General features: G+C 70.8%; 24 protein-coding genes. 15 read left to right on the plus strand and 9 right to left on the minus strand.

Annotation, left to right across the window (positions count from 1 at the left end):
• The first annotated feature begins 49 nt into the window (after positions 1 to 49).
• The 6 genes from atpA (at position 50) to GA0070608_RS15305 (ending at position 6,273) form a co-directional block, all read left to right on the plus strand.
• Positions 50 to 1,699 (plus strand): F0F1 ATP synthase subunit alpha, encoded by a 1,650-nt coding sequence (gene atpA / locus GA0070608_RS15280; RefSeq protein WP_091628475.1) that lies wholly within the window; start codon positions 50 to 52, stop codon positions 1,697 to 1,699.
• A 10-nt stretch (positions 1,700 to 1,709) separates the two neighbouring features.
• Entirely contained in the window at positions 1,710 to 2,639 is a 930-nt protein-coding gene (locus GA0070608_RS15285) for a F0F1 ATP synthase subunit gamma (RefSeq protein WP_091628477.1), read from the plus strand.
• A complete protein-coding gene (atpD, locus tag GA0070608_RS15290; RefSeq protein WP_091628480.1) occupies positions 2,639 to 4,075 on the plus strand; it encodes a F0F1 ATP synthase subunit beta in 1,437 nt (478 codons plus the stop codon). The genes GA0070608_RS15285 and atpD overlap by 1 nt, the downstream gene beginning before the upstream one ends.
• 213 nt (positions 4,076 to 4,288) lie before the next feature.
• Positions 4,289 to 5,431, plus strand: coding sequence for an LCP family protein (locus GA0070608_RS15295; RefSeq protein ID WP_091635161.1), 1,143 nt, complete (start codon positions 4,289 to 4,291; stop codon positions 5,429 to 5,431).
• A gap of 89 nt (positions 5,432 to 5,520) precedes the next feature.
• Positions 5,521 to 5,805, plus strand: a complete 285-nt coding sequence (locus GA0070608_RS15300) for a F0F1 ATP synthase subunit epsilon (protein ID WP_091628483.1) — start codon at positions 5,521 to 5,523, stop codon at positions 5,803 to 5,805.
• A gap of 12 nt (positions 5,806 to 5,817) precedes the next feature.
• The gene (locus GA0070608_RS15305) at positions 5,818 to 6,273 is read left to right on the plus strand and encodes a DUF2550 domain-containing protein (RefSeq protein WP_091628486.1); all 456 of its coding nucleotides are present in this window, start codon (positions 5,818 to 5,820) and stop codon (positions 6,271 to 6,273) included.
• 362 nt (positions 6,274 to 6,635) lie between these two features.
• Here GA0070608_RS15305 and GA0070608_RS15315 read toward each other — a convergent pair whose 3' ends face one another.
• The gene (locus GA0070608_RS15315) at positions 6,636 to 7,208 is read right to left on the minus strand and encodes a cob(I)yrinic acid a,c-diamide adenosyltransferase (protein WP_091628488.1); all 573 of its coding nucleotides are present in this window, start codon (positions 7,206 to 7,208) and stop codon (positions 6,636 to 6,638) included.
• Here GA0070608_RS15315 and murA point away from each other — a divergent pair.
• Both murA and GA0070608_RS15325 read left to right on the plus strand, forming a co-directional pair.
• A complete protein-coding gene (gene murA / locus GA0070608_RS15320; protein ID WP_091628491.1) occupies positions 7,207 to 8,649 on the plus strand; it encodes a UDP-N-acetylglucosamine 1-carboxyvinyltransferase in 1,443 nt (480 codons plus the stop codon). The genes GA0070608_RS15315 and murA overlap by 2 nt on opposite strands.
• A gap of 87 nt (positions 8,650 to 8,736) precedes the next feature.
• A complete protein-coding gene (locus GA0070608_RS15325; RefSeq protein ID WP_091628494.1) occupies positions 8,737 to 9,585 on the plus strand; it encodes a 3-hydroxyacyl-CoA dehydrogenase family protein in 849 nt (282 codons plus the stop codon).
• A 33-nt stretch (positions 9,586 to 9,618) separates the two neighbouring features.
• Here the strand turns inward: GA0070608_RS15325 and GA0070608_RS15330 are convergent, their stop codons facing one another.
• Positions 9,619 to 10,803, minus strand: coding sequence for an MFS transporter (locus tag GA0070608_RS15330; protein ID WP_091635164.1), 1,185 nt, complete (start codon positions 10,801 to 10,803; stop codon positions 9,619 to 9,621).
• Positions 10,804 to 10,921: 118 nt separating this feature from the next.
• Here GA0070608_RS15330 and GA0070608_RS15335 point away from each other — a divergent pair, with 118 nt between their 5' ends.
• Complete coding sequence (locus GA0070608_RS15335) at positions 10,922 to 11,815, plus strand: ArsR/SmtB family transcription factor (RefSeq protein WP_245715797.1); 894 nt, start codon at positions 10,922 to 10,924, stop codon at positions 11,813 to 11,815.
• Positions 11,816 to 11,892: 77 nt separating this feature from the next.
• On the opposite strand, the gene GA0070608_RS15340 is transcribed toward GA0070608_RS15335, so the two are convergent.
• Together GA0070608_RS15340 and GA0070608_RS15345 are read right to left on the minus strand one after the other, a co-directional pair.
• Positions 11,893 to 12,738: an ABC transporter permease gene (locus GA0070608_RS15340; RefSeq protein ID WP_091628500.1), complete on the minus strand. Its 846-nt coding sequence runs from the start codon at positions 12,736 to 12,738 to the stop codon at positions 11,893 to 11,895.
• A complete protein-coding gene (locus GA0070608_RS15345; RefSeq protein ID WP_091628503.1) occupies positions 12,735 to 13,583 on the minus strand; it encodes an ABC transporter ATP-binding protein in 849 nt (282 codons plus the stop codon). The genes GA0070608_RS15340 and GA0070608_RS15345 overlap by 4 nt, the downstream gene beginning before the upstream one ends.
• A gap of 150 nt (positions 13,584 to 13,733) precedes the next feature.
• On the opposite strand from GA0070608_RS15345, the gene GA0070608_RS15350 reads away from it, so the two are divergent.
• Complete coding sequence (locus tag GA0070608_RS15350) at positions 13,734 to 15,740, plus strand: protein meaA (RefSeq protein WP_091628505.1); 2,007 nt, start codon at positions 13,734 to 13,736, stop codon at positions 15,738 to 15,740.
• An 81-nt stretch (positions 15,741 to 15,821) separates the two neighbouring features.
• Here the strand turns inward: GA0070608_RS15350 and GA0070608_RS15355 are convergent, their stop codons facing one another.
• A complete protein-coding gene (locus tag GA0070608_RS15355; RefSeq protein ID WP_091628508.1) occupies positions 15,822 to 16,124 on the minus strand; it encodes a DUF1540 domain-containing protein in 303 nt (100 codons plus the stop codon).
• A gap of 59 nt (positions 16,125 to 16,183) precedes the next feature.
• Positions 16,184 to 17,107: a polysaccharide deacetylase family protein gene (locus tag GA0070608_RS15360; RefSeq protein ID WP_091628512.1), complete on the minus strand. Its 924-nt coding sequence runs from the start codon at positions 17,105 to 17,107 to the stop codon at positions 16,184 to 16,186.
• Between the two features lie 682 nt (positions 17,108 to 17,789).
• On the opposite strand from GA0070608_RS15360, the gene GA0070608_RS15365 reads away from it, so the two are divergent.
• On the plus strand, positions 17,790 to 18,383 hold the full coding sequence (locus GA0070608_RS15365) for a hypothetical protein (protein WP_091628514.1): 594 nt from the start codon (positions 17,790 to 17,792) through the stop codon (positions 18,381 to 18,383).
• Between the two features lie 147 nt (positions 18,384 to 18,530).
• Here the strand turns inward: GA0070608_RS15365 and GA0070608_RS15370 are convergent, their stop codons facing one another.
• Positions 18,531 to 19,148: a DUF4126 domain-containing protein gene (locus GA0070608_RS15370; RefSeq protein WP_091628516.1), complete on the minus strand. Its 618-nt coding sequence runs from the start codon at positions 19,146 to 19,148 to the stop codon at positions 18,531 to 18,533.
• Positions 19,149 to 19,219: 71 nt separating this feature from the next.
• Here GA0070608_RS15370 and nucS point away from each other — a divergent pair, with 71 nt between their 5' ends.
• Positions 19,220 to 19,879: an endonuclease NucS gene (nucS, locus tag GA0070608_RS15375; RefSeq protein ID WP_091628518.1), complete on the plus strand. Its 660-nt coding sequence runs from the start codon at positions 19,220 to 19,222 to the stop codon at positions 19,877 to 19,879.
• Positions 19,880 to 19,907: 28 nt separating this feature from the next.
• On the opposite strand, the gene GA0070608_RS15380 is transcribed toward nucS, so the two are convergent.
• Together GA0070608_RS15380 and GA0070608_RS15385 are read right to left on the minus strand one after the other, a co-directional pair.
• Positions 19,908 to 20,585: a class I SAM-dependent methyltransferase gene (locus GA0070608_RS15380; RefSeq protein WP_091628520.1), complete on the minus strand. Its 678-nt coding sequence runs from the start codon at positions 20,583 to 20,585 to the stop codon at positions 19,908 to 19,910.
• Positions 20,586 to 20,653: 68 nt separating this feature from the next.
• Positions 20,654 to 22,150, minus strand: coding sequence for an aldehyde dehydrogenase family protein (locus tag GA0070608_RS15385; RefSeq protein WP_091628522.1), 1,497 nt, complete (start codon positions 22,148 to 22,150; stop codon positions 20,654 to 20,656).
• A gap of 275 nt (positions 22,151 to 22,425) precedes the next feature.
• On the opposite strand from GA0070608_RS15385, the gene GA0070608_RS15390 reads away from it, so the two are divergent.
• The 3 genes from GA0070608_RS15390 to GA0070608_RS15400 all read left to right on the plus strand — a co-directional run bounded on the left by GA0070608_RS15390 (position 22,426) and on the right by GA0070608_RS15400 (position 25,972).
• Positions 22,426 to 22,890 (plus strand): FHA domain-containing protein, encoded by a 465-nt coding sequence (locus tag GA0070608_RS15390; protein ID WP_091628524.1) that lies wholly within the window; start codon positions 22,426 to 22,428, stop codon positions 22,888 to 22,890.
• Positions 22,891 to 22,989: 99 nt separating this feature from the next.
• The gene (locus GA0070608_RS15395) at positions 22,990 to 24,048 is read left to right on the plus strand and encodes an alpha/beta fold hydrolase (protein WP_091628527.1); all 1,059 of its coding nucleotides are present in this window, start codon (positions 22,990 to 22,992) and stop codon (positions 24,046 to 24,048) included.
• A 133-nt stretch (positions 24,049 to 24,181) separates the two neighbouring features.
• A complete protein-coding gene (locus tag GA0070608_RS15400; RefSeq protein ID WP_091628529.1) occupies positions 24,182 to 25,972 on the plus strand; it encodes a 3-hydroxyacyl-CoA dehydrogenase family protein in 1,791 nt (596 codons plus the stop codon).
• Positions 25,973 to 25,996: the final 24 nt, after the last annotated feature.

The following is a 25,996-nucleotide window of genomic DNA, read 5'->3' on the forward strand; positions in this document are numbered from 1 at the left end:
CCGGTCGGTACTAGGTATCCCGGGCCCCTGATACTTAAGGAAGCAGAGGATGGCCGAGCTGACCATCTCGACGGATGAGATCCGCGGCGCCCTGGAGCGCTACGTCTCCTCCTACTCGTCCGAACTCTCCCGCGAGGAGGTCGGCACCGTCGCCGACACCGGCGACGGCATCGCCCACGTCGAGGGTCTCCCCTCGACCATGACCAACGAGCTGCTGGAGTTCGAGGACGGCACCCTGGGCGTGGCGCTGAACCTCGACGTCCGGGAGATCGGTGTCGTCGTTCTCGGTGACTCCGCCAAGCTCGAAGAGGGGCAGCGCGTCAAGCGCACCGGCCGGGTGCTCTCCGTGCCGGTCGGCGACGCCTTCCTCGGCCGCGTGGTCAACGCGCTCGGCCACCCGATCGACGGGCTCGGCGACATCGCCAACGAGGGCTTCCGCGAGCTGGAGCTCCAGGCCCCGAACGTGATGGCCCGGCAGTCGGTCGACGAGCCGCTGCAGACCGGTCTCAAGGCCGTCGACGCCATGACCCCGATCGGCCGCGGCCAGCGTCAGCTGATCATCGGCGACCGGAAGACCGGCAAGACCACCGTCGCGCTGGACACCATCCTCAACCAGCGGGACAACTGGCGCTCCGGCGACCCGAAGAAGCAGGTTCGCTGCATCTACGTCGCCATCGGCCAGAAGGCCTCCACGATCGCCTCGATCAAGGGCGTCCTGGAGCAGGCGGGCGCGATGGAATACACCACCATCGTCGCCTCCCCGGCCTCCGACCCGGCCGGCTTCAAGTACCTCGCCCCGTACACCGGCTCGTCCATCGGGCAGCACTGGATGTACGGCGGCAAGCACGTCCTGATCGTCTTCGACGACCTGAGCAAGCAGGCCGAGGCGTACCGCGCCGTGTCCCTGCTGCTGCGTCGCCCGCCGGGCCGCGAGGCGTACCCGGGTGACGTCTTCTACCTGCACTCCCGCCTGCTGGAGCGCTGCGCGAAGCTCTCCGACGCGCTGGGTGGCGGCTCGATGACCGGCCTGCCGATCATCGAGACGAAGGCCAACGACATCTCGGCCTTCATCCCGACCAACGTCATCTCGATCACCGACGGCCAGATCTTCCTGGAGACCGACCTGTTCAACCAGGGCGTCCGGCCGGCCATCAACGTCGGCACCTCGGTCTCCCGGGTCGGTGGCGCCGCGCAGGTGAAGCCGATGAAGAAGGTCGCCGGTTCGCTGCGGCTCAACCTGGCCCAGTTCCGTGAGCTGGAGGCGTTCGCCGCCTTCGCCTCCGACCTGGACAAGACCTCCCGGGCCCAGCTGGACCGCGGTTCCCGCCTGGTCGAGCTGCTCAAGCAGTCGAACTACTCGCCGTACCCGGTGCAGGAGCAGGTCGTCTCGGTCTGGGCCGGCACCGAGGGCAAGCTGGACGACATCCCGGTCGGCGAGATCCGTCGCTTCGAGTCGGAGTTCCTCCAGTACCTCCGCCACAAGCACGAGGGTGTGCTGGCCAGCATCGCCGACCACCAGTGGAACGACGACATCGTCGGCGCCCTGGACGCCGCCATCGCCGACTTCAAGCAGGTCTTCCTCGGCAAGGAAGACGAGCGGCGGATCAACGACGCCCCGGCCGCGCCGTTGGAGGGTGAGGAGAACCGCGAGACGGTGACCCGCTTCCGCGACGGCGCCAGCCAGGCCGAGAAGCGGTAAGGGCTGATTCATGGCGGCCCAGGTACGCGTTCTTCGTCAGCGGATCCGCTCGGCGAAGGGGATGAAGAAGATCACCAAGGCGATGGAGCTCGTGGCGACGAGCCGGATCGCCAAGGCCCAGGCCCGGGTGGCGGCGTCCCTGCCGTACGCCCAGGCCGTCACCGGTGTGCTCACGGCACTGGCGTCCAACGCGCGGATCGACCACCCGCTGCTCACCGCGCGTCCGCAGGTGCGGCGGGCGGGCGTCCTGCTGGTCACCTCCGACCGTGGCCTCGCCGGTGGTTACAGCTCCAACGCCATCAAGATGGCCGAGTCGCTGATCGCCCGGCTCCGGGCCGACGGCAAGGAGCCGGTGCTCTACGTCATCGGGCGTAAGGGCGTCGGGTTCTTCCGGTTCCGGGACCGGCCGATCGAGGCCAACTGGACCGGGTTCTCGGAGCAGCCGACCTTCGCCGACGCCCGTACCGTTGGTGAGACGCTGATCAAGGCGTTCACCGCCGGCGCGGACGACGTCGACGGCGGCGCCGGGGCGGACGGGGTGCGCGGGGTCGACGAGCTGCACATCGTCTACACCGAGTTCCACTCCCTGATGACCCAGACCCCGGTCACCAGGATCATCGGTCCCATGCAGGTGGAGGACCGGCCGCGCGCCGAGGGCGCGCTGCCGGCGTACGAGTTCGAGCCGGACGCGGAGGCGCTGCTCGACGCGCTGCTGCCGAAGTACATCAACACGCGGATCTACGCGGCGTTGCTGGAGTCGGCGGCGAGCGAGTCGGCGGCCCGTCGGCGGGCGATGAAGAGCGCCACCGACAACGCCGAAGAGATGATCGAGAAGTACACGCGTGAGATGAACTCGGCCCGCCAGGCCGGGATCACCCAGGAGATCAGTGAGATCGTCGGCGGCGCGAACGCGCTGGCCGCGTCGGGAAGTGAAGTGTGATGACTGCCCCAGTAGAGACCAAGACGGCCACGGGTCGCGTGGTCCGGGTCATCGGCCCGGTCGTCGACGCCGAGTTCCCGCGCGACGCCATGCCGGCCCTGTTCAACGCCCTGCACGTGGACGTGACGCTTTCCGGCGGCGAGAAGACGCTGACCCTGGAGGTCGCCCAGCACCTGGGTGACAACATGGTCCGCGCCATCTCGATGCAGCCGACCGACGGCCTGGTCCGTGGCACCGAGGTGCGCGACACCGGCTCGCCGATCACCGTTCCGGTGGGCGACACGGTCAAGGGCCACGTGTTCAACGCGATCGGCGAGTGCCTGAACCTCACCGAGGGTGAGACGCTCCAGCCGGACGACCACTGGGGCATCCACCGCAAGGCCCCGGCCTTCGCGGACCTGGAGCCGAAGACCGAGATGCTGGAGACCGGCATCAAGGTCATCGACCTGCTCGCCCCGTACGTCAAGGGCGGCAAGATCGGCCTGTTCGGCGGTGCCGGCGTGGGCAAGACGGTGCTCATCCAGGAGATGATCACCCGGGTGGCCCGGAACTTCGGTGGTACGTCGGTCTTCGCCGGCGTGGGTGAGCGCACCCGTGAGGGCAACGACCTCATCGCCGAGATGACCGAGTCCGGCGTCATCGACAAGACCGCGCTGGTCTACGGCCAGATGGACGAGCCGCCGGGCACCCGGCTGCGGGTCGCCCTCTCCGCGCTGACCATGGCGGAGTACTTCCGTGACGTGAAGAAGCAGGAGGTGCTGCTCTTCATCGACAACATCTTCCGCTTCACCCAGGCCGGTTCGGAGGTCTCCACCCTGCTCGGCCGGATGCCGAGCGCGGTGGGTTACCAGCCGACCCTGGCCGACGAGATGGGCGAGCTCCAGGAGCGGATCACCTCCGTCCGGGGCCAGGCCATCACCTCGATGCAGGCGATCTACGTGCCGGCGGACGACTACACCGACCCCGCCCCGGCCACCACGTTCGCCCACCTCGACGCGACCACCAACCTGGAGCGGTCGATCTCCGACAAGGGCATCTACCCGGCCGTGGACCCGCTGGCGTCCTCGTCCCGGATCCTCGCCCCGGAGTTCGTCGGCGCCGAGCACTTCGCGGTGGCGACCGAGGTGAAGCGGATCCTGCAGAAGTACAAGGACCTGCAGGACATCATCGCCATCCTCGGTATCGAGGAGCTCTCCGAGGAAGACAAGATCACCGTGCAGCGCGCGCGGCGGATCGAGCGCTTCCTGTCGCAGAACACCTACGCGGCGGAGCAGTTCACCGGCGTGCCGGGCTCGACGGTCCCGATCGAGGAGACCATCGAGGCCTTCAAGAAGATCAGCGAGGGCGAGTACGACCACTTCCCCGAGCAGGCCTTCTTCATGTGCGGTGGTCTGGAGGACCTGGAGCGCAAGGCTGCGGAGCTGATGAAGGACTGACCTGTCGGTCCTGACGAAAGGCCGCCCCGGCACTGCCGGGGCGGCCTTTCGTATAATTCTCCGACCAATGGTCGCCGATGTCCGGTTCGGTGCGCTCGGCGATCATGACGCGGGCGAGGTACCGTCGATCCGCCCACTCATCGCGTGGGCGTCGAGCTGTGCAACCAGTCGGCTGCTTGCGCCCGTCTCCTGATCGTGGGCGTGACGAAGGAGATGATCGTGGGTAAGTCGGGCAAGGGCGGCGGCAGGTCGTCCAGGTGGTCGGGGGTGCCGCGCTGGGCCCGGGCCTGCACGGTGTTCGGTGCCGTCCTGATGCTGCTCAGCGGCGCGGTGCTGGTGGGCGCCGAGGCGCTGATGGCCCGCTACGAGGGTGCCGTCGGCAAGGCCGACCTCTTCGGCGACCAGGCCGCCGGCGCGAAGGAGCGCAAGAGCGACATCAAGGGCCCGCTCAACATCCTGTTGGTGGGCATCGACCCGCGCAACCCGGAGATGCCGCCGCTGGCCGACTCGGTCATGGTGCTGCACGTGCCGGCGGAACTGGACCGGGCCTACCTCTTCTCGATGCCGCGCGACCTCGTCGTGGAGATCCCCAAGTTCAGTCAGGCGGAGTTCAACGGCGGCACCGACAAGCTCAACGCGGCGATGTCGTACGGCAGCCGGGTGCCCGGCGCCAACCCGGACACGGCCCGCGGCTTCGAGTTGCTGGCGACGACGGTGCAGAACGTCACCGGCATCAAGCGCTTCGACGCCGGCGCGATCATCAACTTCAACGGCTTCAAGAAGATCGTCGACGCGATGGGTGGCGTCACCATGAACATCGAACGCGAGGTGCGCTCGGAGCACCGCGAGCCGGACGGCAAGCACCGCAAGGGCAACCCGAACGGTGAGGGCTACGTCGGCCCGCAGGCGGTCTACGCGAAGGGCAGCCAGCACCTCAACGGCTGGCAGGCGCTCGACTACGTCCGGCAGCGCTACCCGAAGAACGGCGTCCCCGACGGCGACTACGGGCGGCAGCGGCACCAACAGCAGTTCGTCAAGGCCATGGCGGGGCAGGCGCTCAGCGCCGACGTGGTGACCAACCCGGTCAAGCTGGACCGGGTGCTGCGGGCGGCCGGGCAGTCGCTGATCTTCAGCGGCCGGGGCAACAGCGTGGTCGACTTCGGCCTGGCGCTCAAGAACATCCGGCCGGAGACGATTCAGATGATCAAGCTGCCGGGCGGCTCGGTCACCGAGAACGGAAAATACCAGGGCGAGAAGTTCCAGCCGGCCGTGGACGACTTCTTCGCCGCCCTCCAGAAGGAGCAGCTGGACGCGTTCCTGGTGGAGCACCCCGACTTCCAGAACAAGGCGAAGTAGCCGTGGCGCAGGTCTCGCCACCCGCGTTGGGGGCAGGTCGGCGGCACGACTAGACTTTCGACAATCCGCCGCCGCAGCAAGGAGACAGCGTGGCAAAGCAGCTTCACGTCGAGCTCGTAGCCGTCGAGGAGAAGGTCTGGTCCGGCGAGGCCGAGATGGTCGTCGCCCGCACGACCGAGGGCGAGCTGGGTGTGCTGGCGGGGCACGCGCCCCTGCTCGGCCAGCTTGCCGAGCCCGGCCAGGTGCGCATCAAGCTTCCCGGCGGCGAGCAGGTCTCCTACGAGGTGGCCGGCGGCTTCCTCTCGGTGACCGCCGAGCGCGTAACCGTCCTGGCCGAGAGCGCCACCCCGGTTTCCGCCGCACAGAGCCGCTGAGCCGAAACGCCGATGGAGATCGTCGGAGGGATCGGAATCGGCGTCGCCGTCATCCTCGGCGCACTTCTGATCCTCTTCGCCCGGCGGGCCGTCGTCACCCGCAGCGGGGGCATCATCCGGCTCGGCGTCCGGACCTCCACCATGCTCGACGGCCGCGGCTGGTCTCCCGGCTTCGGCCGCTTCGTCGGCGACGAACTCCGCTGGTACCGGCTGTTCAGTTTCGCCATCCGACCCACCCGGGTGCTCTCCCGCAAGGAGTTGGCCGTCGAACGGCGGCGGCTTCCCGAGGGGCAGGAGCGCCTCTCGATGCCCGCCGACTGGGTCATCCTCCGCTGTACGAGTGACCACGCCCCGGTGGAGATCGCCATGGCCCGGTCCACCGTCACCGGGTTCCTCTCCTGGCTCGAGGCCGCCCCTCCAGGGGCGGTCTCGCCACGTCTGGCCTCCCAGGACTGGCCCGCCGCCTGACGGCCGCCGCGCCCGCTCCTCATCGTCTCCCGTGTCTCAGGGCTTCTCACCTGACGCCGTTACCGGTTCGGGGAGGCCACGAGTTCGACCTCGTACCCCCGGTTGTCGGTGAGGTAGCGGCGTAGTTCTGCGGGCCGCCGGCGTGGGGATGGCGGTCCGGGAAGAACAGCGACCAGCCGTAATCCGGCGCGGCCTCGACCAACCGGTGCACGGCCGCCGGCGACCCGACTGGAACGGCGTCCAGCCCAGCTCGCCGAGCAGCCAGCCTCAGCTATGAATAACCGCGGTCAGGTCGGGCACCCAGACCTCGACGTGGTGCAGCGTTCCCACCGGAGCATCCGGTGGGAACGGAGGCCGCACGGTCAGCGGTCACCGCCCGGCACCCATAGCACATCTCCGTCGGGATTTGCCGTTCTTGACAGGATGAACAGCAGGTCAGAGAGCCGGTTGAGATACTTTGCCGGGAGCGAGCCGGTCCGATCGGGGTCGTGTGCGACCAGGGCCCACGCTGCCCGCTCGGCGCGTCGGGCGACCGTTCGCGCCACGTGCAGCAGCGCCGCACCCGCGGTGCCGCCGGGGAGGATGAAGGAGTCGAGCTTGCTCAGGCGTGCGTTGTACTCGTCGCACCAGCCCTCCAGGCGCTCGACGTACGCCTCGGTGACCCGCAGCGGCGGGTACTTCGGATCCGGCTCGACCGGGGTGGACAGGTCTGCGCCCACGTCGAACATGTCGTTCTGGATCGAGGCCAGGACGGCCCGCAGTTCGTCGTCGAGTTGCCCCAGGGCGAGCGCCACGCCGATCGCGGCGTTGCACTCGTCGACGTCCGCGTACGCGGAGATGCGCGGATCGGTCTTCGGCACCTGCTCGTTGTTGCTCAGCCTGGTCATGCCGGCATCGCCGGCCTTGGTGTAGATGCGCGTGAGGTGGACGGCCATGACGCACAGCCTACGGATACCGGACCTGACGATCCCGGAGCGCCCGGGCGGCACCGCCGTCCGGCCGGCGGGGGTTGGCCCCGGCGACGCCGGTGACCCGGCGGTCAACGACGTCGACGTCATCCGGGTGCGCGGTGACGCACGCCTGGCCGGCACGGTGCACGTCGTCGGCGCCAAGAACTCGGCGTTGAAGCTGATGGCCGCAGCGCTGCTCGCCCCGGGCCGCAGCGTGATCACCAACGTCCCACGGATCACCGACATCGCCATCATGGGCGAGGTGCTGCGCCGGCTCGGCTGCGGCGTCCGCTTCGACGCCGACGACCCGGTCGACCCGATGGTCGCGTACGGCGGGGTGCCCCGGTCCCGGTCGGTCGTCATCGACGTGCCCGAGCAGCCCGGCGCGGAGGCGGACTACGACCTCGTCCGCCGGCTGCGCGCCTCGATCTGTGTACTGGGCCCGCTGCTGGCCCGACGGGGATACGTGCGGGTGGCCCACCCCGGTGGGGACGCCATCGGCTCGCGGGGTCTGGACATGCACATCTCCGGGCTGACCCGGATGGGCGCCGAGATCTCCGGCGAGCACGGCTTCGTGATCGCGTCGGCGCTGCACGGGCTGCACGGTGCGGAGATCGTGCTCGACTTCCCCAGCGTCGGGGCGACGGAGAACCTGGTCATGGCGGCGGTGCTGGCCCGGGGGCCGAGCATCATCGACAACGCCGCCCGGGAGCCGGAGATCGTCGACATCTGCACCATGCTGAACCAGATGGGCGCCCGGATCTCCGGAGCCGGCACCTCCACCCTGCACATCGAGGGGGTGCCCGGGCTGCGGCCGGTGCGGCACGCCACGGTGGGGGACCGGATCGTGGCCGGGACCTGGGCGTTCGGCGCGGCGATGACCCGCGGGGACGTCACGGTGACCGGGGTGGAGCCGGCGTTCCTGGAGGTCGCGCTCGACAAGCTGGTCTCCGCCGGTGGGCTGGTGGAGACCCGGGGCGACGCGTTCCGGATCCGGGTGGACGACCGGCCGAAGGCGGTGGACGTGGTCACGCTGCCGTACCCGGGCTTCGCCACCGACCTGCTGCCGATGGCGATCGGGCTGGCCGCGGTCAGCGACGGGGCCTCCCTGATCACCGAGAACATCTTCGACGGCCGGTTCATGTTCGCCAACGAGATGATGCGGCTGGGCGCGGACATCAAGACCGACGGCCACCACGCGGTGGTCCGGGGCCACGACCGGCTCTCCGGCGCGCCCGTCCGCGCCACGGACATCCGGGCCGGCGCGGGGCTGATCATCGCCGGGCTCTGCGCGGAGGGGGTCACCGAGGTCTCCCACGTGCACCATGTGGACCGGGGCTACCCCGACTTCGCGGCCGACCTGCGCGCGCTCGGGGTCGAGGTGGAGCGGGGCACGGCACCGGAGGAACCGGACCTGACCATCTGAGCCCCGTCGCCCCGACACGCCTTAGCACCCGTTCAGGCCCGCCGACTAGGGTGCTGGCAGACACTCAATCAGGCGAGGGAGAAGCAGATGGCGGGTCGACTCGCGGTCGTCGGGGCCGGGCTGATGGGCTCGGGCATCGCCCAGGTTGCGGCGCAGGCGGGCTGGCAGGTGACGCTGCGGGACCTGGACGACGCGGCCACCGGGCGGGGCATTGACGGCATCCGGAAGTCGCTGACCAGGTTCGCCGAGAAGGGGAAGATCGAGGCGTCCGAGGTCGAGGCGACGCTGGGCCGGATCACCCCGACCACCGACCTGGAGGCGGCAGCCGACGCGGACATCGTGGTCGAGGCGGTCTTCGAGCGGCTGGAGATCAAGCACGAGGTGTTCCGCGCGCTGGACAAGATCTGCAAGTCCGACGCGGTCCTCGCGACCAACACGTCGGCCATCCCGGTGACCCAGATCGCCGCGGTGACCGAACGACCGGAGGCGGTCGTCGGCACCCACTTCTTCTCGCCGGTGCCGATGATGAAGCTCTGCGAACTGGTACGCGGCTACAAGACCAGCGACGAGACCCTGGCGACGGTGAAGACGTTCGCCGAGGAGATCGGCAAGACCGTCGTGGTGGTCAACCGGGACATCGCGGGCTTCGTCACCACCCGGCTGATCGCGGCCCTGGTCGTCGAGGCGGTCAAGCTGGTCGAGTCGGGTGTGGTGTCGGCCGAGGACCTGGACACCGCCTGCCGGCTCGGCTTCGGCCACGCCATGGGCCCGCTGGCCACCACCGACCTGACCGGCGTGGACGTGCTGATGCACGCCTCGAAGAACATCTACACCGACACGGCGGACGAGAAGTTCTTCCCGCCGGAACTGCTCCAGCGCATGGTCACGGCCGGCGACCTCGGGCGCAAGACCGGCAAGGGCTTCTACACGTACTGACATGCAGTCGGGGACGCGACGTTTCCCGGCCGCTCAGCGGACCGCCTCCACCGGCGCGGGGGCGGTCCGCCGCAGCCCGGCGGTGAGCACGAGGGTGGCCGCCAGCGACGCCGTGGCGAGTAGCGCGACGGCCCAGCTCACCGGGACCAGGTCCGCGACCGTGCCGGCGAGCACGGCACACAACGCCTGCGTGGCCAGCATCCCGTTGGTGTGCAGGCCGAGCACCTGACCTCGGATCTCAGCGGGGGAATGGACGATCAGCCGCTCCTGCAGCGGCAGCCCGGCCGCGAAGCCTGCTGAGCCGACGACCGCAACGACCATGGCCAGCGGCAGCGCCGGCGACAGCGCGAAGGCCAGGTAGGGCAGGGCGAGCAGCAGCCGTAGGGCGGGGACCAGTCGGTCTCGCCAGGCGGGCGACAGGAACCGCCCCACCACGATGTCGCCCGCCAGCATGCCGAGGGCCGCGGCGGCGTAGAGGAAACCAGCCCGGTCCCCGGCGTAGGGCACGAACAGCGCCTCGCAACCGACAACCAGGCCGCCCGGTACCCACAGGTTGAGTAGGAGCGACCGGCGGCCGGGATCCGCCCACAGTTCCCGGTTCACCCTGAGCGTGCGCCCGACCGTCGTCCTGGTGGTGGTCCGGGCCGGGCGCTCAGACAGCCCGAACCACCCGACCGCCGCTGCCACCACCCGCAGCACCGCCGCGAGCAGGAACACCTCGTACGGGGTCAGCCAGACCAACAGGACGCCGGCCAGTCCGAACCCGGCGATCTGCATCGCCCCGACGCTCATGTTCATGGTGGACCTGCCCAGCACGTAGGCGTCGGCTGGCAGGATGTCGGTGAGCAGTGCCCACCGGGCCCCGGCGGTGATCGAGCCGACGTACGCGCCGGTGAAGAGGACCGCGAACCGGGCCCACAGCGGCAGGCCGGGCACGGCCTGTAGCGCCGCTCCGGCGGCGACCAGCACAGCGGTGAGGGTCAGCGCCCGGCGGGGCGGCACGCTGTCCGCGGCCGACAGCAACGTCAGGCTGCCGAGCACGCCGGCGAGCGGTGCGCCGAACATGCTCAGCGCGGTGAGCAGCGCCGAGCCGGTCGACGCGTAGGTCAGCGCGCCCAGCGCCAGCGCCGACGTCGTGTGCGCCGCGATCCCCGCGCAGTTCGCCAGGAACAGGTTGCGGAACTCCCGGACCGCGAACAGATCTGCGTACGTTCTCACGGGCATCATCGTGTGAGGCGCCGGCTGGATCTCATAGAGTTACGTCTGGAGGCAAAACGTGGGCGTCTGGCAGGTGCCGTCGGACCTACTCGCGCGGAGCCGTTTCACGGTTTCGCCGATGGTCGACACGATCGCCGCGCTGCGCGTGCTGCTCGGCCCGGGTGCCCCGTGGCAGCGGGTCTGGCGAGGGCGTCACGTCGAGGCGTTCCGACGGATGCTGGCCGGTCGGCCGGTGGTCCGGGCGCTGCTGCCCGCGTCGTTCCAGCCCCGGTGGACCGCGGACTTCCTCACCGTCGCGCCCGCCTCGCCAGAACCGACGTTCGCGGCGGAGTTGGCGGCCGTCGGGCGGTTGTCCGACGAGCGGATCCGGGCCGACCTGCGTGCCACCCGCCCGGAGCCGCTCGCCGCCGAGTTGCTGGCGGACGGTCTCACCGGGCAGGTGGTGGAGCTCCTCGACTGGGTCTGGACGCACACCGTCGAGCCGGAGTGGCCGGAGCGGGAACGCCGGCTCCGGGCGGACATCGTGGCCCGCACCACCGCGTTGAGCGCGGGCGGCTGGGCCGGGGTGTTCGCCGACCTCAACCGCAACGTGCGCTGGCTGGGCGACGGCCGTCTCCAGGTCAACGACTACCCGGAGCTGCCGCTGTCGCTGGACGAGGCCGAGCAACTGGTCTTCCTCCCGGCGCACTGCCGTCGCGGCTGGGTGGTCTGGGACAAGCCGACCCGGTTCGGGATGGTGTATCCGGTACGCGGGATCCTGGTCGATCCCACCTCACCGGCACCCGACGGGCTCGCCCGGCTGATCGGCGCAAACCGGGCCAACATCCTGGCCAGGCTGGACACGCCGCTGAGCACCTCGCAGCTCGTGGCGGTGACCGGGCTGTCCCTCGGGACGGTGAGCGACCACCTGCGGGTGCTGCTGGACGCGGGCGCAGTCGGCAAGCGGCGGTCCGGGCGCGAGGTGCTCTACTGGCGTACGCCGCTCGGCGTCGCGCTCGCCGCCGGCGGGTGAGCGAGGTCGAGCGGCCCGCCCGCTGCGCTGTCCGTGCCGGCGGCCCGCTGGCGGCGCGGAGGGCTGCCCCGTCCGGGTCAGCCGTCGCGCTTGGTCGTCCAGCGGAACGTGGTCAGGCAGAGCACCAGACCGATCACGCACCACGCGACGAGCACCAGGGCGACCCGGCCCAGCTCGAACGAGCCGGCCGGCTCAAGGGCGCCGAAGGCATCCGGCAGGAAGACCGAGCGCAGGCCCTGGCACATCCACTTCAGCGGGAAGAACGCCGCGACCTGTTGCATCCATGCCGGCAGTTCGGTGAAGACGAAGAACACCCCGGAGATGAACTGGAGCACCAACGCGATCGGGGTGACCACCGCCGAGCCGCTGCGGGCGGTGCGGGCCAGCGACGAGATGGCGATGCCGCACAGCGTGCAGGCGGTGACGCCGAGCACCGACACCCAGCCGAAGGTCAGCCACTTCGTGGCGGTGCCGGGCAGCTTCAGGTCGAACATCGCCGCCGAGACCGCGATCAGCAGAACCGTTTCGGCGATGCCGATCGCCACCACCATGAGCACCTTGCCGGCGAACCAGACCCAACTCGGCATCGGCGTGCCCCGGTAGCGCTTGAGCACCCCCCGGTCCCGCTCGATCGGGATCCAGATGCCGAGGTTCTGGAAGCTCACCGTCATCAGGCCGGTGGCGATCATGCCGGTGATGAAGTATTGCGTGTAGCTGACCCCGGGGGCGATCTCGTCGCCGAAGATCGCCGCGAAGATCAGGATCATGATGACCGGGAAGCCCATCGTGAAGACGACGGACTCCCGGCTGCGCAGGAACTGGGTGATCTCCAGCCGGCCCTGACGCAGGGCGAGGGCGGCCGGGCCGGGCCGTCGGGCCGGTGCCGTGCTGGCCAACGCGGCCGGCTTCGTCGTGGTGGTCATCGATGTCCGATCATCCGCAGGTAGATGTCCTCCAGGGTCGGCCGGGTCACCGTCAGGCCCGGGACCTCACCGCCGAAGCGCGCGGCCAGCTCCGCCACCAGCGCCGTCGGCGTCGCACTCTCCGCCGTCTCCCGTGCCCCCTCCGGCATACGCCAGGAGACCGTCGCGAGGGCCTCCCGCCGGTTGCCCAGCTGGTCGGGCGCGGCGACCTCGACCAGTTTGCCGCCCGCGATCACGCCGACCCGGTCGGCGAGGGCCTCGGCCTCGTCGAGGTAATGGGTGGTGAGCACGATGGTGGTGCCGGCGGCGGCCAGGTCGCGGATCAGCTCCCAGAACTCCCGGCGGGCCTCCGGGTCGAAACCGGTGGTCGGCTCGTCCAGGAAGAGCAGCTCGGGGCGGCCGACGATGCCGAGCGCCACGTCGAGCCGGCGCTTCTGCCCGCCGGACAGGGTGTGCGTACGGGCCTTCGCCTTGGCGGCCAGCCCGACCCGCTCGATGACCTTGTCCGGGTCCTCCGCGCCGGCGTAGAAACCGGAGAAGTGGCGCACCACCTCGGCGACGGTCAGCTCGTCGAACTCGCCGGTGCCCTGGAGCACGATGCCCACCCGGGAACGCCAGTCGGCGGCCGGCCGGGCCGGGTCGCTGCCGAGGACGTCGACGTCGCCGGCGTCGCGCCGCCGGTAGCCCTCCAGGATCTCCACGGTGGTGGTCTTGCCGGCGCCGTTGGGGCCGAGGAGGGCGAAGACCTCGCCGCGGTGGACGTCGAGGTCCACGCCCGCCACGGCGGCGTTGTCGCCGTACGCCTTGCGTAGCCCCCGCACGGAGATCGCCAGCTCGTCATGCATGGGTCAAGTGTGCGACCTGGCCGTGGTGGCGGGCCGGCCGGGGTGTGGTGGTCGCGCCCATGTCGGGTGCTTCGCACCCGGGTTTCCACTCCATGGAGCTGTGTGGTTTTCCACAGCTGCGGTGACTGAACGGTAACTTAGACTCCCGCCATGGATGAGAAGGCTCTCCCCGGCCGGCTGCCCGAGCGCGACCGCCCGTGGGTGATGCGCACCTACGCCGGGCACAGCTCGGCCGCCGCGACCAACGCGCTCTTCCGCCGCAACCTGGCCAAGGGGCAGACCGGGCTGTCGGTCGCCTTCGATCTGCCGACGCAGACCGGCTACGACCCCGACCACGAGCTCGCCACCGGTGAGGTGGGCCGGGTGGGCGTCCCGGTGGCGCACCTCGGCGACATGCGGGCCCTCTTCGAGGGCATTCCGCTGGCCGACATGAACACGTCCATGACCATCAACGCGCCGGCGATGTGGCTGCTCGCCCTCTACGGCACGGTCGGCGCGGAGCAGGGCGCGGACTTGTCCCGCTGTGCCGGCACCACCCAGAACGACATCATCAAGGAGTACCTCTCCCGGGGCACCCACATCTTCCCGCCGGCCGCGTCGCTGCGGCTCACGGCCGACATCGTCGCGCACACGCTGAAGACGATGCCGAAGTGGAACCCGGTCAACATCTGCTCCTACCACCTCCAGGAGGCCGGTGCGACGCCGGTGCAGGAGGTCGGCTTCGCGCTCTCCACCGCTGTCGCGGTGCTCGACGCGGTCCGTGACTCGGGGCAGGTGCCGGCCGAGCGGATGGGCGACGTCGTGCAGCGGATCTCCTTCTTCGTCAACGCCGGGGTGCGCTTCGTCGAGGAGATCGCCAAGATGCGCGCCTTCGGCACGCTCTGGGACGAGATCACCCGCGAGCGCTACGGCGTGCAGAACCCGAAGCAGCGGCGGTTCCGGTACGGCGTACAGGTCAACTCGCTGGGCCTCACCGAGGCGCAGCCGGAGAACAACATCCAGCGCATCGTGCTGGAGATGCTCGGCGTGACCCTCTCCCGGGACGCCCGGGCCCGCGCCGTCCAGCTGCCCGCCTGGAACGAGGCGCTCGGCCTGCCCCGGCCGTGGGACCAGCAGTGGTCGCTGCGGATGCAGCAGGTGCTCGCGTACGAGTCGGACCTGCTGGAGTACCCGGACCTCTTCGAGGGCTCGCTCGTGATGACCGCGCTGGTCGACGAGATCGTCGCCGGGGCGCGGGCGGAGCTGGACAAGGTGCTGGAGATGGGTGGCGTCGTCGCCGCCGTGGAGACCGGCTACCTCAAGAGCGCGCTGGTCGCCTCGCTGGCCGAGCGGCGTCGCCGGATGGAGGCCGGCACCGACGTGGTGGTCGGCGTCAACCGGTTCACCGAGACCGAGTCGTCCCCGCTGACCGCCGCCGGTGCCGAGGCCGTCGAACAGGTCGACCCGGCGGTCGAGGCGGCGGCCACGGCCTCCGTACGCCGGTGGCGGGCCGGTCGGGACGACGCGGCGGTCGACGCCGCGCTGGCCCGGCTGCGCGCGGACGCCGCGACCACGACGAACCTGATGCCGGCGACACTGGAGTGCGTGCGGGCCGGGGTGACCACCGGCGAGTGGGCCGGCGCGCTGCGGCAAATGTTCGGCGAGTACCGGGCGCCCACCGGTCTGGCCGGCGCCACCGGGGCCGGCGGGGACGCCACCCTGGCCGCCGTCCGGGAGCGGGTCGCCGCCACCGCCCGTGAGCTGGGCAGCGGCCGGCTCCGCCTGCTGGTCGGCAAGCCCGGTCTCGACGGGCACTCCAACGGCGCCGAGCAGATCGCGGTACGCGCCCGCGACGCCGGCTTCGAGGTGATCTACCAGGGCATCCGGCTGACCGCCGGGCAGATCGTCGCCGCCGCCGTGGAGGAGGACGTGGACCTCGTCGGCCTCTCGGTGCTCTCCGGCTCACACCTGGCGGCGGTGCCGGCGGTGCTGGACGGCCTGCGCGCCGCCGGCCGGCCGGACCTGCCGGTGGTGGTCGGCGGAATCATCCCGGCCGGCGACGCGGAGCAACTCCGGGCCGCCGGGGTGGCCCGGGTCTTCACGCCGAAGGACTTCGCCCTGACCGGGATCATCGACGAACTGGTCACCGTGGTCCGCGAAACCAACGGCCTGCGCTGAAGGCGTAAGGAAGGGCCCCTTGTCAACGCCCGGCGTTGAGGCGGGCGGTTCCGAGAAGCCCTTCCTTACACTTCGGGGCGGTCAGCGGCTGACGTAGGTCATGCAGTCGGCCATGTCGTTGTCCGGACCGACCTTGATCGCCGGTGCGTGGCACTCCAGCTGCTCGTTGTGCCGGCAGTCCGCGCGCTGGCAGGCGCCGACCTGAGCGGTCATGCCACCGTCCACCCCGCCCCGGACCGCCGGCATCTCGATGAAGGTGTGGCAGTGCGCGTGGTCCGGGCTGCCGATCGTGATGGCGAAGGCATGACAGTCGTTGGTGTGGTTGTACGAGCAGGCCGCGACCACACACTCCTGGACGCGGGGCATCTCCATTGCTGCGGTCATGAGACCTCCTCTAGAGTCTTGCCCCAATTTTAGGCATTTGTGGCTATCCCGAGGCTGATTCAGCCCAGCCCGAGCACCTCCGAGAGCGGGGCCGGCTCAAGACCGCGCTCGGCCAACCCGGCCAGGATGTGCGGCAGCGCCTCATCCGTCATCGGCGCGTTCGCCTCAGTCACGTGCAGGATGATCACCGAGCCGGGACGCACCCCGTCCAGCGATGCGCGCACCACCGGCCGCCAGGACTTTGCGAACGGGTCACCGCTGACCACGTCGCCGTCCACCACCGTCACCCCCAACGGTGCCAGCGCGGCCAGCGCCTTCCGGTCGTGGCACAGGCCGGGGAAGCGGAAGTACCGGGTCTGCCGCCCTCCGTACGCGGCCACCACGTCGAACGTCCGGGCCACGTCGGCGGTCATCTCCCGCTCGGCGATTCGGGGCAGTCCGTAGCAGTCCGGAGTGAAGGCCAGGTGCCCGTACGTGTGGTTGGCCAACTCGAAGCGCGGGTTCCCGGCGAGCCGGCGGGTCACGTCCGGGTACTGCTCGACCCACTTGCCGGTGAGGAAGAAGGTGGCGGGCACCCGCTCCCGCTCCAGCAGGTCGATGATCTTCAGGTTCGCGTACGACCGCACAGCGCCACTGCGTAGTTGATTCCGCATCGCGTCCGTCATGTCGGCGTCGAACGTGAGCGCCACCTTGTTCCCCGTACGCGGCCCGTGGTCGACGACGGGTGGCCTGGTCCCGGGCGGGGTCGCGCCGGGGGCCGTCGCGGCGGGTGTGCCCTCCGGCGCTGCCGACGCCGGTGGGGTCGGTGCGTTCGGTGTGGTCGGGGCCGTCGGGGCCGCCGGGCCTCGTGCCGCCTCCGGGATCCGGATGAAGCCGGCGCTGGCCGGGGCGCGGAGGGGGATCGGGACGGCGAGTAGGGCAGCCGCGGCGACAACGGCGGCAAGGGTCGCGACGAGCGGAACGCGGGGGATCTTCACGTGCACCGGGAGATGATGTCAGTGCCGGCTGGTCTGCGTGTGCCCACATCGCCAGCCCTCCCCCTCACGCCCTCCCTCCCCCCTCCCGCGCCTCCCCTCCCGCGCCTCCCCACCTTCTCCCCGCGCGATCTTGCACTTTCGGCCCATCGTTTGCGCGCTTTGCGGGGAATGTCGGGACCAAAAGTGCAAGATCGCGGAGGAATCGGGGGCGGGCGGGGGAGGGGCGGGGGCGGAGGGGCGTTCCGGACCAAGTTTCAGTCACCTGCTCGTCCGCGATCCGTCCGCTCGTGTGTCGATGCACTGTCTGGGCGTGGTGTCCGGTTTCGGGATGTGACCGGGGGCATCGTGGGGGCGGAATCGTGGCCGGCCCGGAGTCGTTACACCATGCGTACGGCTGAGTAAGGGCACACCGCCCCGGCAGGTTGGTGTGCCGGGCCTCGGAATGATGGTGGGCCGCCGGTCGTTACACATGGTCGCGGCCGACGTGAGGGCATCCCCCCGCCCCGTGCAGCCCGGACCGTCGGGCCACCCGGCCTGAACCTCCCGGCCCACCCGGCCGGTCCTGAACTTTCCGGTGGCAGACGCCGGACATCCCCCAGTTTGTTGAGCGCCGGACGGTGCTTGCATCCGCGCGTGTACCCGGTCCCCCTCGGGTGTGCGGGTGCCAACCCCCGAATGGAGCATCCTCATGAACTCGATCATCCGTAACAGTGTTCTTGGTATTGCCGGTCTCGCGTTCGCTGGTGGTGTGGCTGCTGGCCCGCTGACCGACACCCCCACCCCGGCCGTGGACGCCGCGCCCGTCGCGGCGGCGGTGCAGGCTGACAAGCCGGCCGTCGACACCGGCAAGCTGATCCCGCACGGTGTGCAGGGCGCGCAGTCGCGGATCGACCTGTCGGACGAGCAGGTCGCGAGCACGAAGGCGATCATCGCGGCGACGAAGAAGGCCGGTATGGACGAGCGGGCCGCCGTGGTGTCGATCGCGACGGCGTTGCAGGAGTCGAAGTTGGAGAACCTGGGTCATCTGGGTGACCGCAACGACCACGACTCGCAGGGTCTGTTCCAGCAGCGTCCGTCCTCGGGTTGGGGCACGGTCGAGCAGATCACCGACCCGGAGTACTCGACGACGGCGTTCCTGAAGGGTCTGAAGCAGGTCGACGGCTGGCAGGACATGCCGCTGACCAAGGCCGCCCAGACCGTGCAGGTGTCGGCGTACCCCGACCACTACGCCCAGTGGGAGCAGCAGGCCGCCGACCTCGTCGCCAAGCACTGGAACAGCTGACCCACCCGAACAAGCTGACCCACCCGAACGACAACGCTGGCCGTCACCCGAACCCGGGTGCCGGCCAGCGGCGTGTCCGACACCGTCGGTGGGGCGGCGGCCGAGGACCCGGCAACGCCCGGGAGCGCCGTGGCGGGACGTACCCGGTCAGACGCGGAAGCCGGCGGCCCGCGCCGCCTGACGCTCCCGGCGGCGTACGGAGCGGCGGCGCAGGAACCAGAAGAGGAAGACGACCAGCCCGAGCAGGAACGCCAGCACCAGTACCGGCAGGATGATCGCCACGACCGACATGACCACGCTGGTGGCGTCCTCGGCGGTGCTGGCAACCGGCGCGCCGACGCCGGCCGTGGTCGCGTTGATGACCGGTCGGGCGGCGGACTTCAGCAGGTGCACGCCGAAGGCGATCAGCACCCCGGTCACCACCGGGACCCACTGGCTCGACGAGAAGAAACTGCCCGGGTCGCTCACCGTCACCGTCTCCGAGGACGAGCCCGCGCCGAACGCCAGGCCGCCGGCGGTCGGCCGGACCACGGTCTGCACCACGTCGTTGACGTGGTCGACCACCGGCACCTTGTCGGCGACGACCTCGACGACCAGCAGCACCGCCAGGATCGCGATCACCCAGCCGTTACCCAGCCACTGCCATCCGCCGGGCAGGTCGATCAGGCTGGTGTAGCGGGCCAGGAGACCCATGGTGAGCAGGGGGATGTATGCGTTCAGCCCTGCCGAGGCGGCGAGACCGGTACCGGTGAGAACTTCGAGCACCGTCTCAGCATCGCACCGGCACGCCAGTGCCGCTCGGTGGCACCGCCCGGGGTCTCGGTTACCCTCGTCGGGTGCGGTTGGTCATTGCGAAGTGCTCGGTGGACTATGTCGGACGGCTCTCGGCCCATCTGCCGCTGGCCACCCGGTTGCTCATGGTGAAGGCGGACGGGTCGGTGTCGATCCACGCCGACGACCGGGCGTACAAGCCGTTGAACTGGATGAGCCCGCCCTGCCGGTTGGAGGAGGCCCCCGGCGTCTGGCGGGTCGTCAACAAGGCGGGCGAGGAACTGCGGATCACCCTGGAGGAGATCTTCCAGGACACCTCGTACGAGTTGGGTGTCGATCCGGGCCTGCGCAAGGACGGTGTGGAGGCGCACCTCCAGGAGTTGCTGGCGGCCAACCCGGAGACCCTCGGTGCGGGGTTCACGCTGGTCCGCCGGGAGTACATGACCGCGATCGGTCCGGTCGACCTGCTCTGCCGGGACGGTAACTCCGGCGCGGTCGCCGTGGAGGTGAAGCGGCGCGGCGAGATCGACGGCGTGGAGCAGCTCACCCGATACCTGGAACTGATGAACCGGGACCCGCTGCTCGCCCCGGTCGTCGGCGTCTTCGCCGCGCAGGAGATCAAGCCGCAGGCCCGGGTGCTCGCCGCGGACCGTGGTATCCGCTGCGTGGTCGTGAACTACGACAAGCTGCGTGGCATCGAGCGCGACGAGCTCACCCTCTTCTGACGCGCCTGGCCGGCCCGGCCCCCGGGCGTCACCGGGACGGGTTCGCCGGTCCGTCCGCGCGGACGGCGATCAGCGACTTGGGCAGGCCGGCGACCCGCTCGACGAGGATCTGCGAGTCGGGGAAGTAGTGCCGCATCTGTGAGCGGTCGAGCAGTTCCGTCCAGAGCACCTGGTGGATGGCGGACTCGTGGGTGCGGGTCGGCTTGTGCCCGAGCGGCCAGTGGCGGGCGAACGCGGTGCGCAGCCGTACCGGAAGGAACTGCATGCCCGGCGCGATCCAGTGCGGTTCGATGGGGAAGTAGCGGTAGGGCGTCTGCACCCAGTGCCGGTCGCCGAGACCGCGCACGGCGTCGGCGAAGCGCAGCCGCCGCTCGTGCCCGCCGACGTGCTCCACCACGGAGTTGGAGAAGACCAGGTCGTAGCGGCGCGCGGTGATCCGGGCCGGCAGGTCGCAGGCGTCGGCCCGGTCGACCTCCGCCCACCCAGGGACGTCCGCCGGCGGTCGCTCCAGATTGACCACGTGTACGCGGGCCGGCCGCACGTCCGCGCGGGTCCAGGTGCCGAGCCGGCCGCCCAGGTCGATGACGTGCATCTTCTCCAGGTCGGGGAACGTTCGGGCCAGCCAGTCGGCACGGCGACGCCGCTGCCGGGCACTCCACGACCGGTCGCTGTCGACGAGGTGGAAGCGCAATCGATGGGGGCGCATTTAACGCAATGTACTGCTCCCACCACGTTGGACACACGCGGGGGCGGTCATGATCGGTTATCTGACAGTCACCGGCCGTAGATGACCTTGATGGCCTTGACAAGTCGGGCGACGTCGGCCGGCGTCCGCTCGAAGGTCGTCGAGGGCAGCAGCGACCGGGCCCGTCGTCGGGTGATGGCCTTGGCGCGGCTGAACTCGCGCAGCCCGTCCTCGCCGTGGATGCGCCCGAAGCCGGAGTCGCCGACGCCGCCGAACGGCAGGGTCGACATCCCGGCGAAGGTCAGCGCCGAGTTCACCGACGCCATCCCCGAGCGCAGCCGCCGGGCGATCGCCACCGCGTGCCGCCGGCCGAAGACCGAGCCGCCCAGGCCGTACGACAGGGCGTTGGCCCGGGCGACGGCCTCGTCGGCGTCGCGCACCCGGTTGATGGTCAGGGTCGGGCCGAACGTCTCCTCGCGTACGGCGGCGGAGTCCTCCGGGACGTCCACCAGCACGGTCGGCCGCACGTACGGCGGCTGCACCGCGTCCGCGCCGCCGAGCACCGCCCGGCCGCCCCGGGACAGCGCGTCGTCGATGTGCCGGCGGATCACCTCGACCTGGCTCGGCATGGTGATCGGGCCGATGTCGGCGTTGTCAGGGCCGACGGTCAACCGGCCGGCCCGCTCGACCACCTTGCCAACGAAGGCGTCGAAGACCGGCTCGACCGCGTAGACCCGCTCGATGCCGATGCAGGTCTGGCCGGCGTTGGTCAGCGCGCCCCAGACGCACGCCTCGGCGGCGGCGTCCAGGTCGGCGTCGGCGTCGACGATCATCGCGTCCTTGCCGCCCGCCTCCAGCAGTACCGGCGTCAGCGACTCGGCGCAGGCCGCCATCACCTTGCGGGCGGTCGCCGACGAGCCGGTGAAGGCCACCTTGTCCACTCCGGAGCGGCAGAGCGCGGCCCCGACGTCGCCGAGCCCGTGCACCGCGGTGAACACCGGCTGCTCCGGGACCACCTCGGCGAACGTGTCGACCAGCCACTGCCCGACGGCGGGGGTGTACTCGCTGGGCTTCAGCACCACCGCGTTGCCTGCCGCCAGCGCGTACGCGGCGGAGCCGATCGGGGTGAAGACGGGGTAATTCCACGGGCCGATCACGCCGACGACGCCGTACGGCTGGTATTCGAGGTGGGCGGAGAACTCGGCGAGGACGAGCCGCGAGCGGACCCGGCGGGGGCCCAGCACCCGACGGGCGTTGCGGGCCGCCCAGTCGACGTGCTCGACGGCGGTGACGACCTCGACGACGGCGTCGGCGACCGGCTTGCCGCCCTCGGTGTGCACCAGCTCGGCGATCTCCTCGATCCGCCGGGCGAGGAGGCTGCGCCAGCGCAGCAGCCGCTCCCGGCGCCCGCCGAAACCGAGCCCGGCCCACCACTCGCCGGCCGCGCGGGCCCGGTCGACGGCCCGTCCGACGTCCTCGGCGGTGGCGACCGGCAGGCGTCCGGCCTCCGCGCCGGTCGCCGGGCTCGTCGAGACCAGTCGGCCGTCCTCGATGATCGGGGTACCCGGGACATGCACAGCCGTCATGGCGGAAGTCTAGACCCGAGGATTACTCGTCGGTAGGGCCGCGGCGGCCGGTACCGCCCGCCGGTCCGGCCTCGTCCGGCGGCGTGGCGCTGGGACGGGGTGGACGGGCGGTGGTCGGACTTGTGATGATTCTTGCGCCGGTGCGCGCCCGAACCGCCGAACGCGAGGTGTCCGGCCGGGGGCGCGGAGGTGACCACGCGGCGGTGTAGGGCGACTACCGTGTGATGGCAAGCTGACGCGTGGGGTGACCGCGTGGGGTGGAGGCTGACTTGTCCATGGAGGAGCATTCGGAACTCAGGCCGTTGTTGACGGTGGCTGGCGGGTCGATGCGGGGGCTGAGCTTTCGGGTCGGCCCCGAGCGGCAGGTCATCGGCCGGGCGCCGACCGCCGACATCGTGGTGTACGACGGGCACCTGAGCCGCCGGCACGCCGAGATCTGGCTGACGGGCGAGGGGGTGGCCCTGGCGGATCTGGGCTCCACCAACGGCACCTGGCTGAACGACCGGCGGATCATCGGCGTGGAGCGGCTGGCCGACGGGGACGTGGTCCGGCTGGGCCGCACCGAGTTGCGGGTCTTCGACCCGGGCGTGGCGCGGACCGACCCGGTGGGGTTCAGCTTCGGCGAACCGCGCCGGGACCGACGCCCGACCCTGCCGTTGCCGATCGCGGCGCCGCCGGTACCCGGCGTCGACCCGGTGCCGCCGGTGGCGATTTCGGCGGTGCTGTCCGCGCCGTCCTGATCGACGCCGACGGCGGATGCCGGCGCACACCTCCCGGTGCTGGAAGGTGGCGGGCCGGCCCATGGACGCGTCCGCTGCCGTGATGGCAGCATCCGGCGGATGGAAACCGGACAGCGGCTGGTGTCGGCGAACGGAATCACCCAGGCGGTACGGGTGGCCGGGCCGCCGGACGGCGTTCCCGTGCTGCTGATCCACGGCAACTGCTCGTCGGCGGCCTTCTGGGAACCGCTGGTACGGCGACTGCCGGCCACGATCCGGGTGGTCGCGCCCGACCTGCGTGGCTACGGGCTGAGCGACACCGCCCCGGTGGACGCGACCCGGGGGCTGACCGACTTCGCCGACGACGTCGCCGCGTTGCTCGACGAGCCGTCCCTCTTCACGCCCGGCACCCGGCCCGTGGTGGCGGGGCACTCGCTCGGCGGTGGGGTGGCCATGCGGCTGCTCGTCGATCACCCGGACCGGGTGGGTGCGCTGCTGCTCGCCGCGCCGGTGTCGCCGTACGGCTACGGCGGCACCCGGGACCTGACGGGGACGCCGACCACCCCCGACTTCGCCGGTACCGGCGGGGGCACCGCCAACCGGGACTTCGTCGAGCGGCTGGCCGCCGGTGACCGGGGCGCGGACGACCCGACCAGCCCACGCGCCGTGCTGCGGGCCACCTACGTGGCGGACCCGGCCTCGCTGGGCGACGACGAGGAACTGCTGCTGGACAGCCTCCTGTCCACCGCGACCGGCGACGACAACTATCCCGGCACGGCGGCGGCGTCGGCGAACTGGCCCGGCACCGCACCGGGACGGCGTGGAGTGCTCAACGCCCTCTCCCCGGCGTACTTCCGGATCGCCGACGAGTTGGTCGCCGTGGCCGCCAAGCCGCCGATCACCTGGATCCACGGAGACGCCGACGTGATCGTCTCGGACACCGCGATGATGGACCTGGCCCACCTCGGCTCGCTGGGTGTGCTGCCCGGCTGGCCAGGGGCGGAGGCCTGCCCGGCGCAGCCGATGGTGGGGCAGACCCGGGCGGTGCTGGAGCGTTACGCGGCGGCCGGCGGGGCGTACCGCGAGGTGCTGCTCCCCGGCTGCGGGCACAGCCCGCACCTGGAACGACCGACCGAGTTCGTCGCCGAGCTGCTGAGGCTGACCGGCAGGGTGGGCTGACCGGGCGAGCGCGACCCGCGGGGCTCGTGAAATTTCCCACGGCGACTCGACAACGTAACGTCACATGGCAGACTCGCGCGCATAACCTTAATGGCCGTTCATGCGGCCGTGTGGAGTAATGAGGAGGCTGGTCGTGGCGCGCGATTTCACCAGCGTGGGCGTTGTGGGTCTGGGAACCATGGGCGCCGGCATCGTCGAGGTATTCGCGCGCAACGGGGTCGACGTCGTCGCGGTCGAGGTCTCCGGGGACGGGCTGGAGCGCGGCCGGGCCATCCTCACCGGGTCGACGGACCGGGCCGTGGCCAAGGGCAAGCTCGCCGAGGCCGACCGGGACGCGCTGCTGAGCCGGGTCCGGTTCGAGGTCGGGCTGGACGCGCTGCGCTCGGTGGACCTGGTCATCGAGGCGGTGCCCGAGCACCTGGACCTGAAGCAGCGGATCTTCGCCGAGCTGGACCGGGTCTGCAAGCCCGAGGCGATCCTGGCCACCAACACCTCGTCGCTGAGCGTCACCGAGATCTCTGTTGCCACCACCCGGCCCAACCAGGTGATCGGCATCCACTTCTTCAACCCGGCCCCGGTGATGAAGCTGGTCGAGGTGGTCCGCACGGTGGTCACCTCCGCCGACGTGGTTGCCGACGTGGAGGCGCTCTGCAAGCGGCTCGGCAAGGTCGACGTCACCATCAGCGACCGCGCCGGTTTCATCGCCAACGCGCTGCTCTTCGGCTACCTCAACCACGCCGTCGGCATGTTCGAGGCGCACTACGCCACCCGCGAGGACATCGACGCCGCCATGAAGCTCGGCTGCGGCCTGCCGATGGGTCCGCTGGCGCTGATGGACCTGATCGGCCTGGACACCGCGTACGAGATCCTCGACACCATGTACCGGCGCGGCGGGCGGGACCGCCGGCACGCCCCGGTGCCGCTGATCAAGCAGATGGTCACCGCCGGGCTGCTCGGTCGCAAGTCCGGCCGGGGCTTCTACACCTATGAGCGGCCGGGCTCCCCGGTCGTCGTACCCGACGAGCGGACGCCGGTGGCGACGGAGGCCGCGGCCGGCGACGGCGCCCGCGCTATCGCGAAGGTCGGTATCGTCGGATCCGGGACGATGGCCACCGGCATCATCGAGGTCTTCGCGAAGGCCGGCTACGAGGTCGTCTCGGTGACCCGGGGCGCGGAGAAGTCCGCCAGGGTCTTCGAGGCGGTCAAGACCTCGCTCAACAAGGGCGTGGTGCGCGGCAAACTCAGCGAGGCCGACCGGGACGCCGCGCTCGGCCGGATCAACTGGTCGGCGACCCTGGAACATCTCGCCGACGTCGACCTCGTCGTCGAGGCCGTGGTCGAGGAGCTGAGCGTCAAGAAGGCCCTCTTCGCCAGCCTCGACGAGATCTGCAAGCCGGGCGTCGTGCTCGCCACCACCACCTCGTCGCTGCCGGTGATCGACGTCGCGATGGCCACCCAGCGGCCCGCCGACGTGGTCGGGCTGCACTTCTTCAACCCGGCACCGCTCATGCCGCTGGTCGAGGTCGTGGAGACCATCCGCACCTCGGCGGAGACCACCGCCACCGCCCGCGCGGTCTGCGCGGCGCTGGGCAAGACGGGTGTGGTCTGCGGCGACCGGTCCGGCTTCATCGTCAACGCGCTGCTCTTCCCGTACCTCAACGACGCGGTGAAGATGCTGGAGGCGAGCTACTCCACCGCCGACGACATCGACCACGCGATGAAGCTGGGCTGCGGCTACCCGATGGGCCCGTTCGAGCTGCTCGACGTGGTCGGCCTGGACGTCTCGCTGGCCATCCAGCGGGAGCTCTACCTGGAGCTGCGCGAGCCGGGCTTCGCGCCCGCGCCGCTGCTGGAGCATCTGGTCACGGCCGGCTACCTGGGCCGCAAGAGTGGTCGTGGCTTCCGCGACCACACCCGTCGCTGAGCGGGTCAACACCGGCGGCCGGTG

It is taken from the genome of Micromonospora peucetia, assembly GCF_900091625.1.
Lineage (GTDB): Bacteria > Actinomycetota > Actinomycetes > Mycobacteriales > Micromonosporaceae > Micromonospora > Micromonospora peucetia.